This window comes from Rhodococcus sp. NPDC058639 (genome assembly GCF_042717545.1).
Classification (GTDB): domain Bacteria; phylum Actinomycetota; class Actinomycetes; order Mycobacteriales; family Mycobacteriaceae; genus Rhodococcus.
The window spans coordinates 469,632-482,055 of the sequence record NZ_JBHXRF010000002.1 but is presented as its reverse complement, the minus strand read 5'-3'; the positions used below and the strand labels follow the sequence as shown (position 1 = coordinate 482,055).

Here is a 12,424-nt window from a genome sequence, read left to right as displayed (position 1 = left end):
TCCGGCGATTCGATCATGGGCCTACGCTACGGCGAGCACTGTCGTCGGGCAGGTCGATCCTCGGGCGCGCGGGGCCGGCGGGCGCCGTCAGTTTCTGCCACGGCGCTCGACGCGCTCTTCGGCGGCGGCTTCCTCGATGTCCAGGCTCTCGAGTTCGACGCGCAGGCTCTCGTCGTCGAGCGTGCCATCGTCGCGCGCCGCGATCAGAGCGGTGCGCTGAGCGCGCAGCACGGCGCGGCGGAACTCGTCGAACAGGGCACCGGCGTCGACACTTTTGTCGGTGTCGTCCTCGGACTCGACCTGTCTTGCGTCGACGCGCGCCTGGACGGATCGCCGGACGCGTTCGAGGATGCGGCGCACGGCGTCCGGATCGAACCCGCCGGGCGGATCCTTCTCCAGACGGCCGATTTCTTCTTTCGCGGCACCGGCCGTGATGGTCCGGCCGAGTTGACGTTGTTCCTCTGCGCGGAGTCGTTCGTACGGGTCGACGACGTCGAGTCGCCGGATCAGCATCGGCATGGTGGCGCCCTGGATGAGCAACGTGCCCACCGCGACGACCAGCGCGACCAGGTGGATGATCTCCCGTCCCGGGAACGGCTCCCCCGAACCGAGGACCACCGGCACACCACCGGCGGCGGCGAGAGTGACGACGCCGCGCATCCCGGCCCACGACACCACGATGTGCTCGCGGTAGGTCAGTGGGTCGCGGCCGAGGCGGGGCAGACCGGCGGTACGCACCACCCGGCGGCGGCCCCAGTTCAAGAAGCCCCAGATCGGGCGGACGAGCATGACGACCACCAGCACCGCAACGGAGTAGAGCACCACCCGCACCACGTCCAGACCGGTGTCGGCCACCTCGTCGAGGACGAACTTCAATTGCAGGCCCATGTAGGCGAAGACGAACATCTCGAGCAGGATGTCGACGCTCTCCCACACGAACCGTTCCTGCAACCGGGTAGTGACCGCGGTGTCGGTGGCCCGGTGTCCCATGTACAGGCCCGCGGCGACCACGGCGAGCACCCCGGACGCGTGGATCTCCTCGGCGACGAGGTACGCCGCGAACGGAAGGACCAGTCCGAGAGCGGTTTCCAGAGGCGAATCGAACATGCGGCCGCGGACCCGGTGCACCACCACCGCGAGGACGAGACCCACCGCGACGCCGCCGACCACTCCGTACCCGAAAAACAGCACCGGCGAATCGGCGAACACCCGGGTGCCGGCAACCGTCGCGATCGCCACGGTGAACAGGGTCAGGGCGGTCGCATCGTTGACGAGTCCTTCGCCGGTGAGGATCGAGATGACGCGTTTGGGCAGTCCCAGTTTCTGCCCCACCGCGACCGCGCTGACCGCGTCGGTGGGCGCAACCACTGCCCCCAGGACCAGGGCCGCCCCGAACGTGAGTTCGGGAATCAGCCAGTTGGCGAAGAACGCCACCGCGAACGCCGTCGCGAGCACCGTGACGATCCCGAGTCTGAGGATCGGAGGCAGAAAACGCCGGAACGTGGGAACGGAGAACTTCAGAGCCGCCGAATACAGCAACGGGGGCAGGACGACACCGAGAAGCACGTCCGGTGCCAGTTCGAGACGCGGCAGGCCGGGAAGGAACGACGCGATCGCACCGATGGTGACGAGAACCAGTGGGCCCTGGAGGTTTCCCCGGTTCGCCAGTCCGGTCACGGCGATGGCAGCAATGACGACGAGGAGGATCATGGTCCCGTTCACGGCACCGATTCTCCCCCTGGTTCGCCCGAGCACGCGCCGGTCACATCGTCAGTCGGTGCCGAGTGCCTTCTTCACCGCACCCTGCGCGGAATCGACCTGTCCGGCGAACTTGCCGCCGGTCTTGTTGTCGGCGACGTCACCGATCTTGTCGACGACCTGATTGACCTTGTCCGGGTTCTCGGCCGCGAACTGCCGGCCCTTGTCGACGATGCCCTTGACGTTGTCCATGAATCCCACGCGCAAACCCCTGTTGTCCGATGATCGAGTGTTCCCGATCGAGCGAACAAAAGGGTGTCACAGCGCCGCTCGGTGGAGAGCGGGCGGTCCTTATTGTGTGGGCCCCGACGGCGTGGCCGGCCCGGGACCACCCTCCGGGCGGGGTCCGGGACCGGGACCGGGACCGGGGTCGTGGCCGGGACCGGGACCGGACTCGGGGTCGGGCCGGACGACAGGGTCAGGGTTCGGCGGCGGTGTGCCGGGCGGCGCGTCGCCGGTACCGAGACGCTTCCGTGCCGCGTCCTGCGCCTTGTCGATGTGCTGGGAGTACTTCCCGCCGGTCTTGGAGTCGGCGACATCGCCGGCTTTCCGGATGTACCCGTCGATCTTGTCGGAGTTTTCCGCGGCGTACCCCTTGCCCTTGCCGAGGAGTCCCTTCACGGTGTCCATGAATCCCATGGCATGTCCTTCCCTTGGACTACGAACAGCGTGCCACAGGTCACGGCGCTCCGGGCAGGTCCTCCCGAGATGCGAACAGGCGCCGGCGCTCACCGTGGATCCGACCCGTGATCCACCAGCAGGCCTCGACGAGAAGCACACCTATCGCACCGCAGGTGAACGCGATGGTGGAGTACGCGACGTTCGACGGGTCGAGCGCGAAGAACTCCCTGCAGAACGGCACCGAGAACAACACGACGTAGCCGAGCACCGCTCCCGCGATCAGTGCGATCTTCCACCATTGGTACGGCCGTGCCACCACGGCCAGCACCCACAGGGCGATCATGATCAGTGTGATGAGCGCGGACGTTCCGGCCTGCACCTTCTGCGCCTCGGTCTGGTCCGGTCCCGCGTAGACGAGGAGATAGCAGACGAAGGTCGCAACACCGACGATCACGCCCGACGGGATGGCCAGGCGCATAACCCGTGACACGAAACCCGGTCGTGCGCGCTCGTTGTTGGGAGCGAGCGACAGCAGGAACGCCGGGATGCCGATGGTGAACCACGCGGCGATCGTCACGTGCCGCGGCAGGAACGGGTAGGGCAGCGGATCGAAGTCGAAGATCGGCGCCAGCACCCCCGACGCACCGATGAAGAATGCGAGCAGCACCGAGTACACGGTTTTGGTGAGGAACAGATTCGAGACGCGTTCGATGTTGCCGATGACGCGGCGGCCTTCACCAACGACATAAGGCAACGTCGCAAACTTGTTGTCGAGCAAGACGATCTGCGCGACCGACCGCGCTGCGGGGCTGCCCGAGCCCATGGCGACTCCGATGTCCGCGTCCTTGAGCGCGAGGACGTCGTTGACTCCGTCACCGGTCATCGCGACGGTGTGGCCGCGCGACTGCAGCGCACCGACCATGGCGCGTTTCTGGTCGGGCCGCACGCGCCCGAAGGTCGTCGACGCTTCGGCGATGTCGGCGAGTTGCTCGCGATCGTCGGGCAGTGTGCGCGCGTCGATCGGGCTGTCGCCGTGCAGCAGGCCGAGCGACGACGCGACCGCTCCCACAGACACGGCGTTGTCGCCGGAGATGACCTTGACGTCGACGTGTTGTTCCGCGAAGTACTCGAGCGTGGCCTTCGCATCGGTCCGCACCCGCTGTTCGAGCACGACGAGGGCGACGGGGGCGACGGTTCCGGGTGCGAGCGCGTCGTCGACGGGACGGTCGCTGCGGGCGAGCAACAGCACGCGCAACCCCTGGGCTCCGAGTTCTTCCGCGCGCCGCGCCGTCGGTGTTTCCGAATCGAGGAGCACGTCGCACGCGCCGAGCAGCCAGTTGCCGTGTTCCCCGTACGACTGGCCGCTCCATTTCTTCGCCGAGGAGAACGGTGCGATCGCCGTGGGCTTGCCCCAGTCGGGACCCTCGGGAAACGCCTCGGCGATCGCGAGAACGCTCGCGTTCGGGCGGGGGTCGTCGCAGGCGAGGGCAGCCAACGCGGTCCGGGCAGCGTCGAGGTCGGTTCCGTCGGGGCCCTCGACGAGTTCGACGTCGGCGAGCCGCATGCCGTTCTCGGTGAGAGTTCCGGTCTTGTCCGCACACACGATGTCGACCCGTGCCAGTCCTTCGATTGCGGGAAGCTCCTGCACGAGGCACTGGCGACGCCCCAGCCGGACGACGCCGACCGCGAACGCGATGGAGGTCATGAGGACCAGGCCTTCGGGCACCATCGGCACCAGCGCCGCGACCATGCCGCTCAGCGAGGGGCCGAGGGCTTCACCGCTGGAGAACAGCTGGTTGAAGATGATGAGCAGGCCCGCGGGAATCATCAGGTACGTGATGAGCTTCAGGATCTTGTTGATGCCTGCGTTCAGCTCCGAGTGCACCAGCGTGAACTTGCTGGCCTCCTCCGCGAGCCGCGCCGCATACGCGTCACGTCCGACCTTCGTCGCACGGTAGGCGCCGGTCCCCGAGGACACGAAGCTGCCCGACATCACCGACGTCCCCGGGTCCTTGTGCACGGCTTCGGATTCACCGGTGAGCAAGGACTCGTCGAGTTCGAGCCCGGCCGACTCCACGACGGTGCCGTCGACGACGAGCTGATCGCCGGGACCGAGTTCGATGATGTCGTCGAGCACCACCTCGCGCGGGGGCAGCTCGCCACTGCTGCCGTTGCGGCGCACCACCGGCCTGGTCTGGCTGACGATCGCGAGTTTGTCCAGGGTTCGCTTGGCGCGGACTTCCTGGATGATGCCGATGGAACTGTTCGCCACGATGAGCAGGCCGAACATGCCGTCGACGATCGAGCCGGTCGCGAGCACGATCAGCAGCAGGATGCCCAGAATCGCGTTGATCCGAGTGAAGACGTTGGCGCGGACGATGTCCTTGACAGAGCGGGACGCGCGGTCGGGGACATCGTTGGTCTGCCCGCGGGCGACCCGTTCGGCGACCTGTTCGGTGGCCAGCCCGTGCTCGAGATACTCGGGGTCTTCGGTGAGCGTGTCACTCGTCTCGACCACCGCGGTGGGCTCTTCTCCTGCCATAGCCATTGAGCGTATTCCACCGGGCGGCGCCCCTGTTCCCCCGGAGGCGGCGTCAGCCGAGTGGGATCCACCACGGGTCGTGCGTGACGGGGCGGAGAGCGTCGATCCGCTGCCCTGGCATCGGCACGGCAGTGGCGACACCGACCTCCCGCGCAGCCGGGACCAACCGCGCGATCGGCTCGGACCACGAGTGCAGGGCGAGGTTGAACGTCCCCCAGTGCACCGGGACGAGAAGGCTGTCGCGACGCTCTGTGCCACCGAGATCGAGGTGCGTGCGCACGGCTTCTTCGGGGTCCATGTGGACGTCGGGCCAGCGCCGGTCGTACGCGCCGACGGGCAGCAACGTCAGGTCGAACGGCCCGTACTTTTCGCCGAGGTCCGCGAAGCGCCGCGTGTACCCGGTGTCGCCGCCGAAGAACGCGCGGCGGGTCGGGCCCGCGATCACCCACGACGACCACAGCGTGATGTCGCGCTGCAGACCGCGACCGGAGAAGTGCCGGGCCTCGGTGCACGTGATGCGGAGACCGTCGATCTCGACGTGCTGATCCCAATCGAGTTCGACGATCCGGCCCTCGGCGATCTTCCACCGTCGCAGGTGGGCACCGATGCCCAGAGGCACGACGAACCGGGCCTCGGGCTGCAGGGCGGCGAGGGCTTCGACCGTGACCCGATCGAGGTGGTCGTAGTGGTCGTGCGAGATGACGATCGCGTCGGCGGCGGGCAGCACCTGCAGTTCGATCGGTACGGGATGCATCCGCTTCGGGCCGACGGTCGGCGACGGAGAGACCCGGTCGCTCCACACCGGATCGCAGAGCACCCGATAGCCGTCGATCTCGAGGAGGGCACTGGAATGCCCGAACCACGTGACGGCGAGTTCGGCAGCGTCGACCGGCGCAAGCGACGGTGCGAGGGGAACGTCGCTGCGCGGTGTTCCACGAGAGCCGCGGGTGAGCATGTCCTTCAGGAGTCCGCCGCTGTCGTCGGGATGGAGCACGGACGCGGGATCGGTGTTGTGGAACCGCCCGTTGCGATAGTGCGGCGATCCTGCGGCGTAAGGCCGGATGTCGGAGACCGCAGCCCCGATCGAACTCGGCAGGCCCCGTGCAGCACGAGCGAACCAGAGCGCGCCGGCGCCGGCGAGCGCGGACGACGCGGCCTGCCGGGCCCTCATCGGCCGCGGAAGATCGGGTCGCGGCCGCCCGCGCGGGCCAGCCTGGCTTCCTGGGCGTCCTCGCTGAGCCACGCAGCAGCCAGCGCTGCCGTCTGCTCGGGTGTGCTGTCGTCGCGGGTGCCGTCGTCGTTGAGGAACAGCTTCTGTGCTTGCAGCGACAGCGGCGCGAGCTTCGCGATCTCCTGCGCCCACGCCTGCGCTGCGGCGAGGTCACCGATCCTGTTGGCGAGGCCGCGAGCGAGCGCTTCCTCGGCTTCGATGGGCTCGGCGGCGAGAAGGACGGTCCGGGCGGGGCCACCTCCGACGAGGGATGCCAGCCGTCGCACCGTCCATCGGTCCACCGAGATCCCGAGGCGCGCCGCGGGCACCGCGAACCTCGCGCCCGGGGCCACCACTCGCAGGTCCGAGGCCAGCGCGAGCTGGGTGCCCGCTCCGATGGCGGGTCCGTTGATCGCCGCGATCACGGGAACCGGTGCGCTTTCGATCGTCTGCAGCATGTCGCCGAGGCTGTCGAGGAACCCGGCGACGTAGACGTCGCCGGACAGGTCTGCGCCGGCGCAGAAGCTCGATCCGCGGCCCGTGATCACGACAACCCGGGCATCGTCGGCGACTGCTTGTTCGACCGCATCGCGGATCTCGATGCACAACTGAGAATTGAGCGCGTTCCGGCGCTCTTCGCGCTGCAATTCCAACGTGACGACGTCACCGTCGCGGTTGATCCCGATCATGTATCTGGCACCCTTCCGTCACTGCCCAACGATCATTCCATTGTGTCGCCCGCGCCGCGCGACTCCTGAGTGCGGGGTCGTCCGGGACCACGCATCCTGTCCGCGTCGCGCGGTGTCCGCCCGGCCTCGGCCAGCGCGCGGCGCAGGAGGAATTCGATCTGGGCGTTGGTGCTGCGCAACTCGTCGGCGGCCCAGCGCGCGAGCGCATCGTGGACCGCCGGGTCGAGCCGCAACAAGACCTTCTTGCGTTCGGGCATGCCGAATTCCCTACTGGTACAGCGATCCCGTGTTGAGAACGGGCTGGGCGCTCTGATCGCCACACAGTACGACGAGCAGGTTGGAGACCATCGCAGCCTTGCGGTCCTCGTCGAGCGTGACGGTGTGCTCGGCCTCGAGGCGCTCGAGGGCGGTACCGACCATGGACACGGCGCCTTGCACAATCTGTTCCCGGGCGGCGATCACGGCGCCGGCCTGCTGACGGCGCAGCATCGCCTGCGCGATCTCGGGCGCGTAGGCAAGCTGGTTGATGCGGGTCTCGATCACGCGCACGCCGGCCGACTGGACGCGAGCATGCACCTCGGCCGACAGCTTCGTAGTGATCTCGTCGGCGTTCTGTCGCAGCGACATCGCCTCGGGCGCACCGTCGTACGGGTAACTCCCGGCGATGTGACGCACCGCGGCCTCGGTTTGGACGGCGACGAACTCTTCGAAGTCGTCCACATCGAAGACCGCCCGCGCGGTGTCCTCGACCTGCCACACGATCACCGCCGAGATGTCGATGGGGTTGCCATCCGCATCGTTGACCTTCGCCCTGGCCGTCTCGTGGTTGCGGATACGCGTGGAGATCTTGCGACGGGAGTTGAGGGGGTTCATCCACCGCAAGCCCGGTTCGCGGAGAGTGCCTGCGTACGAGCCGCCGAGCAACTGGAGCACGCGGGCCTCGTTGGGCTCGACGAGAACCAGGCCGGCGAGCGCGACGAGGGCGATGACGGCGACGACAGATCCCGCCACGATCAGCGGAACGTTGATCTCGACCGCGGCCCACGCGATCAGCGCGGATGCGAGTGCGGCGACGACGAGTGCTGCGCCGAGTACGGGCCAGCCGTTGGACGAGCGTCCCGGGCGTTCCGACGAGGTGGTGGACTCTGCTGTTTCCATGGGGATCCTTCCAGGCACGAATGCGATGTCAAAGTGATATCACATTTTTCGATCATCGCCGGTGCCGGGTTCACAGGGCACGTCTCCCGATGGCACGGCATGATGGAGGGCAACCATCTGCGGGGAGGCCGGTGATGACGCCCGAAGGCACAGCGGAGAACACGACGCCCGTGGACGTCGCCGTGATCGGTGCCGGGCAGGCAGGGCTGTCGGCCGCGTACTACCTGCGGCGGTTCGGGCTCGAACCCGAAACGGGGTTCGTGGTGTTCGACCGGTCGTTCGGCCCCGGCGGCGCGTGGCAGCACCGCTGGCCCTCCCTCACGCTCAACACCGTCAACGGCCTGCACGACCTGCCCGGGTCCGCATTCTCCGACGCGGTCGACACCGGTTCGGGCGAGGTGCCCGCGTCGTCCGCGGTTCCCGCGTACTACGGCGCGTACGAAAAGGAATTCGACCTTCCAGTACACCGCCCCGTTCAGGTCACGGTGGTGTGCAACCGGGGCGAACGCCTACGGGTGGAGACCGACGCCGGCGTGTACTCGGCGCGGGGACTCATCAACGCGACCGGCACCTGGGAACACCCGTTCGTCCCGTGGTATCCGGGTGCGGCACGGTTCCGCGGGCAGCAACTCCACACGAAGGACTACCGCGACGCGGAGCAGTTCCGTGGACGGCACGTGCTGGTCGTGGGCGGAGGAATCTCCGCGGTGCAGTTGCTCGACGAGATCTCGCTCGTCACCACGACCACGTGGGTGACGCGACGCGAACCCGTCTGGCGCGACGAGGAATTCACGCCCGAATTCGGCCGGGCGGTAGTCGCGGCAGTGGAAGACCGGGTGCGCCACGGATTGCCTCCCGGCTCGGTCGTCTCCGTGACCGGACTTCCCGTCACCCCCATGATCCGGGCGGCACGCGAGCGCGGAGTGCTCGACCGGTTACCGATGTTCTCCGAGATCACCGAGACCGGGGTCCGCTGGCCCGATGGAACAACCCTCGATGTCGACGTAATCCTCTGGTGCACCGGTTTTCGGAGCTCACTCGACCATCTGGCACCGCTCGACCTGCGCAATCCCGGCGGGGGCATCACGATGACGGGACGACTCGCAACGCAGGTCGCGGCCGACCCACGAATCCATCTCGTCGGCTACGGCCCGTCCGCGTCCACCATCGGCGCCAACCGCGCCGGACGGGCCGCGGCACGTGAACTCGTCGACCATCTGACCACCGGAGCTGCGGCGTTGTGAGACGGCGCGGGGGGTCGGTCCTGGTGGTCGCGTTTGCAGCCGCGACCAGCCTTCTCGCCTCCGCGCCGGAAGCCATCGAGGTCGCACTCCCTCCCCCGCCGCCCCCGATCCCGGCGCCCCCGCCCACGCCACTGGCCCCCGACGAACTCGCCGCGCGCACCGTGCCGGTCGTCGTGACCATCGACGCGAGCCGCGGATGGACGGGAACATCCGGCACCGGAATCGTCCTCACACCCGACGGCACCGTGCTGACCAATCATCACGTGGTCAGCGGTGCGACCGACATCACCGCGGTGAGCGCGGCGACAGGACTGATCTACGACGTGGACGTCATCGGGTACGACAGTGCGCGCGACATCGCCGTACTCCAGCTCGGCACCGCGAGCGGTCTCCCCGCAGCACCGGTCGCCGACGCTCTGCCACCGGCAGGGACTCCCGTCACCGCATTCGGGAACGCGGACGGCGGCGGTGTCGTGGTCGCAGCGCCGGGCACGGTCATCGGGGCCGATCGCAGCGTGATGGTCCGCGACTCCACCGAGGGCTCCCGCAAGCGGCTCACCGGAATGCTGCAGACCGACACCCCGATCCGCCCCGGGGACTCGGGCGGTCCGCTCGTCGACCATTACGGCGTGGTGGTCGGAGTCAACACCGCCGGCGCGATCGAGCGTGAGCAACAGGAACCGGCAGGGTCGGCACCGGAGGCGTATGCCGTCCCGATCGCGGAGGCTCTCGCCGTGGTCGAACAGGTTCGGACCGGGGTCGGCACCGACACCGTGCACGTCGGCCCCACACCACGACTCGGGCTCGGCGTCACCACCGCCCGGGCAGACGGCGCCGACCGCGGGGCCGAAGTGCTGTGGGTGTCGTTCGATACCCCCGCATATCGAGCCGGGCTCGAAGCCGGTGACGTGGTGGTCTCCTTCGGAGGAGACACGGTGTCGTCGACAACCGACCTCGAGCGACGGCTACGAACCCGGAAACCGGGTGACACCGTCCGGATCGAATGGCTCGACGGGGACGGGCGTTCTCGTACGGCTGACGTAGTTCTCGAAGACGGCCCCGCCCGCTGATCCGCAGAACGCCGTAGCGTGGGGCGATACCGCACCGGAACCGGGAGGGCACATGCCTCGACTTCTGCATCTCGACTCGTCCGCCGACCTCGACGCCTCGGTCTCGCGCGAACTGACACGCTTGTTCGTCGACACCTGGCGCGCAACCGGTTCCGGTCACACGGTGATCGAGCGGGATTTGCACCGATCGCCGCTCCCCCACCTCCCGGACGCCGCGTTGCACTACGCGGCACGGCTGCGCACCGGTACGGAGCGGCCCGATCCGGCGGCAGAGGGCCTACAGGCCGAATTGATCGCTGAACTGATGGGCGCGGACGCGGTGGTGATCGGTGCGCCGATGTACAACTGGTCGATGCCGTCCTCGCTCAAAGCCTGGCTCGACTACGTCCACGTACTCGGCACCACGGTGCCGTTCGATAATTCGGACGCACCTCTGGCAGGCAAGCCGGTGGTGATCGTGTCGAGCCGGGGCAACACGTACGCTCCCGGAAGTCCCGGCGAGGGAACCGATTTCGTCATACCTCCCCTCATGCAGGTTCTCGGCACCTCGCTCGGCATGTCGGTGTCGGTGGTGACAGCGGAACTCACGCTCGCCGATCGCCTGGCACCGCTGGCCCCGTTCGCCGACCTCGCCGCGGAAAGCCTGGCCGCCGCCCGGGACGCCGTGCGGATTCTCGCGACGAGCCTGGCCTAGTGAACGTCAAGGCTGCGAGAGCTTGACCTTCAACCCCCGCGGCTCGAGCGTGATGGCCTCGTGGACATCGAGTTCGTAGCCGGGTTCGGGAGCGAAGTCGTATCGCCGGATCAGCGACGCGAGTGTGAGCACAGCTTCGTGGAGCGCGAACTGCCGGCCGATGCACGCGCGGATACCGGTACCCCACGGCTTGAAGATGTGCGCCGGACGTCGCCGCACCGCGTCGGGTGCGAACCGGTCCGGGTCGAACCGCTCCGGGTCGTCGCCCCACAGTGGATCGCGGTGCAACTGCGGCAACAGCACGAACACCCACGATCCCGGAGGAAGGGTGCGGCCGCCGAGGGTCGTCTCCCCTCGCACCTTGCGGAAGTATCCCGGTGCAGCCGGCCACAGCCGCAGAGTTTCGTCCACGATCCGCCGCACGTACCGCAGCTTGGCGACCTGTTCGTAGCCGATCTGTCCGTCGGCTCCGACCACCTCTGCGATCTCGGCGCGTGCCTTCGCCACCACCTCGGGGTGCCGGCTCAGAAAGTGAACCGCGAAGCCCAAGGTGGCGGCGGTCGTTTCGTTGCCCGCGACCAGGAAGGTCAGAACCTGGTTGCGGATCGATTCACGACCGAGTTGTTCACCGGTGTCCGGGTCGGCGGTGCGCATCATCAGCTCGAGCAGATCGGCCTGCGTGTCCTCCGAGCGCATCCGTTCGTCGACGATGCGATCGACTGTGTCCTGCATCAACGCGATGTCGCGGGTGTGCTGCTCACGGGCTGCCCGACCGAACACGGCGCGGAGAATCGGGATGTCGTTCGAGGAACGGTTGATGTACTCGAGGGCGCGGCTCATCGCCTCGATGAACGGATCGGGCTCGGCGCGGCCGAAGGAGTCGAAGTCGTAGCTGAGCCCGCACCGCCCGATGACGTCGAAGGTCAGCGACGTCATGCTCTGCGGCACGTCGATGTACTCGCCGCCGTCTGCTGCGACGTCCCAGCTGTGCAACAGTCGGTCGATCACCGCGAGCATCGAGTCGTGATAGCCGCGCATCGCGGCCTGGCTGAACCCCGGACCGAGGATGTTGTGGGCCTTGCGCCAGTTCGGCTCGGAATTGAACGCAGTGAACAGCCCGTCTCCGGCGATGACGCGGAGCTTACGCAGCGGCTTTCCGAGGAACTTGGCCCATTTCTCCTCGTCGTTCACCTCACGCACCAAGTCCGCCCCGGACACCACGATCAGTCGGTGCCGGAAGATCTTGCGTTCGAAGATCCCGCCGAGTTCCTGTGCCATCCGCATCTCGCGCTGCACGGGCTTGGCGACGTCGATGCTGAGCAGATCCCCCAGAATCGGCAGCCTCCACCGGGGTTGGGGAATCTTTTGTGAATCGGTGCGGGTCGCAGGGCTGCTCGTCGAAAGCTGCGGTGACGCCATTCCTGAGAGTGTGCACCAC

General features: G+C 67.9%; 12 protein-coding genes. 3 read left to right on the top strand and 9 right to left on the bottom strand.

The genetic code is table 11. The features are described 5' to 3' along the window. Window positions 1-87 precede the first annotated feature (87 nt). The 8 genes from ACFWU2_RS05245 to ACFWU2_RS05210 all read right to left on the bottom strand — a co-directional run bounded on the left by ACFWU2_RS05245 (window position 88) and on the right by ACFWU2_RS05210 (window position 7,978). The gene (locus ACFWU2_RS05245) at window positions 88-1,722 is read right to left on the bottom strand and encodes a Na+/H+ antiporter (RefSeq protein WP_378601961.1); all 1,635 of its coding nucleotides are present in this window, start codon (window positions 1,720-1,722) and stop codon (window positions 88-90) included. Window positions 1,723-1,770: 48 nt separating this feature from the next. After that, the gene (locus ACFWU2_RS05240; RefSeq protein WP_378602360.1) at window positions 1,771-1,950 is read right to left on the bottom strand and encodes an antitoxin; all 180 of its coding nucleotides are present in this window, start codon (window positions 1,948-1,950) and stop codon (window positions 1,771-1,773) included. A 99-nt stretch (window positions 1,951-2,049) separates the two neighbouring features. Continuing rightward, a complete protein-coding gene (locus ACFWU2_RS05235) occupies window positions 2,050-2,397 on the bottom strand; it encodes an antitoxin (protein ID WP_378601958.1) in 348 nt (115 codons plus the stop codon). 40 nt (window positions 2,398-2,437) lie between these two features. Beyond that, window positions 2,438-4,921, bottom strand: a complete 2,484-nt coding sequence (locus tag ACFWU2_RS05230) for an HAD-IC family P-type ATPase (RefSeq protein WP_378601955.1) — start codon at window positions 4,919-4,921, stop codon at window positions 2,438-2,440. Between the two features lie 52 nt (window positions 4,922-4,973). Continuing rightward, window positions 4,974-6,092, bottom strand: a complete 1,119-nt coding sequence (locus tag ACFWU2_RS05225) for an MBL fold metallo-hydrolase (protein WP_378601952.1) — start codon at window positions 6,090-6,092, stop codon at window positions 4,974-4,976. Then, complete coding sequence (locus ACFWU2_RS05220; protein ID WP_378601949.1) at window positions 6,089-6,820, bottom strand: enoyl-CoA hydratase; 732 nt, start codon at window positions 6,818-6,820, stop codon at window positions 6,089-6,091. Before ACFWU2_RS05220 ends, ACFWU2_RS05225 begins: the two co-directional genes overlap by 4 nt. Window positions 6,821-6,852: 32 nt before the next feature. Next, entirely contained in the window at window positions 6,853-7,077 is a 225-nt protein-coding gene (locus ACFWU2_RS05215; RefSeq protein WP_378601946.1) for a hypothetical protein, read from the bottom strand. 10 nt (window positions 7,078-7,087) lie between these two features. Next, a complete protein-coding gene (locus tag ACFWU2_RS05210) occupies window positions 7,088-7,978 on the bottom strand; it encodes an SPFH domain-containing protein (protein WP_378601944.1) in 891 nt (296 codons plus the stop codon). Window positions 7,979-8,112: 134 nt separating this feature from the next. On the opposite strand from ACFWU2_RS05210, the gene ACFWU2_RS05205 reads away from it, so the two are divergent. The 3 genes from ACFWU2_RS05205 to ACFWU2_RS05195 are packed head-to-tail and all read left to right on the top strand — an operon-like array spanning window position 8,113 to window position 10,986. After that, a complete protein-coding gene (locus ACFWU2_RS05205) occupies window positions 8,113-9,222 on the top strand; it encodes an NAD(P)-binding domain-containing protein (protein ID WP_378601941.1) in 1,110 nt (369 codons plus the stop codon). Further along, window positions 9,219-10,292: a S1C family serine protease gene (locus ACFWU2_RS05200; protein WP_378601938.1), complete on the top strand. Its 1,074-nt coding sequence runs from the start codon at window positions 9,219-9,221 to the stop codon at window positions 10,290-10,292. Before ACFWU2_RS05205 ends, ACFWU2_RS05200 begins: the two co-directional genes overlap by 4 nt. 52 nt (window positions 10,293-10,344) lie before the next feature. Then, a complete protein-coding gene (locus ACFWU2_RS05195) occupies window positions 10,345-10,986 on the top strand; it encodes an FMN-dependent NADH-azoreductase (RefSeq protein ID WP_378601935.1) in 642 nt (213 codons plus the stop codon). 6 nt (window positions 10,987-10,992) lie between these two features. Here ACFWU2_RS05195 and ACFWU2_RS05190 read toward each other — a convergent pair whose 3' ends face one another. Further along, on the bottom strand, window positions 10,993-12,405 hold the full coding sequence (locus tag ACFWU2_RS05190) for a cytochrome P450 (protein ID WP_378601932.1): 1,413 nt from the start codon (window positions 12,403-12,405) through the stop codon (window positions 10,993-10,995). Window positions 12,406-12,424: the final 19 nt, after the last annotated feature.

Coding starts and splice junctions, on each gene's coding strand:
- ACFWU2_RS05240 (WP_378602360.1), bottom strand. CDS start 1,950: ATGGACAACGTCAAGGGCATCGTCGACAAGGGCCGGCAGTTCGCGGCC.
- ACFWU2_RS05235 (WP_378601958.1), bottom strand. CDS start 2,397: ATGGGATTCATGGACACCGTGAAGGGACTCCTCGGCAAGGGCAAGGGG.
- ACFWU2_RS05230 (WP_378601955.1), bottom strand. CDS start 4,921: ATGGCAGGAGAAGAGCCCACCGCGGTGGTCGAGACGAGTGACACGCTC.
- ACFWU2_RS05225 (WP_378601952.1), bottom strand. CDS start 6,092: ATGAGGGCCCGGCAGGCCGCGTCGTCCGCGCTCGCCGGCGCCGGCGCG.
- ACFWU2_RS05220 (WP_378601949.1), bottom strand. CDS start 6,820: ATGATCGGGATCAACCGCGACGGTGACGTCGTCACGTTGGAATTGCAG.
- ACFWU2_RS05215 (WP_378601946.1), bottom strand. CDS start 7,077: ATGCCCGAACGCAAGAAGGTCTTGTTGCGGCTCGACCCGGCGGTCCAC.
- ACFWU2_RS05210 (WP_378601944.1), bottom strand. CDS start 7,978: ATGGAAACAGCAGAGTCCACCACCTCGTCGGAACGCCCGGGACGCTCG.
- ACFWU2_RS05205 (WP_378601941.1), top strand. CDS start 8,113: ATGACGCCCGAAGGCACAGCGGAGAACACGACGCCCGTGGACGTCGCC.
- ACFWU2_RS05195 (WP_378601935.1), top strand. CDS start 10,345: ATGCCTCGACTTCTGCATCTCGACTCGTCCGCCGACCTCGACGCCTCG.
- ACFWU2_RS05190 (WP_378601932.1), bottom strand. CDS start 12,405: ATGGCGTCACCGCAGCTTTCGACGAGCAGCCCTGCGACCCGCACCGAT.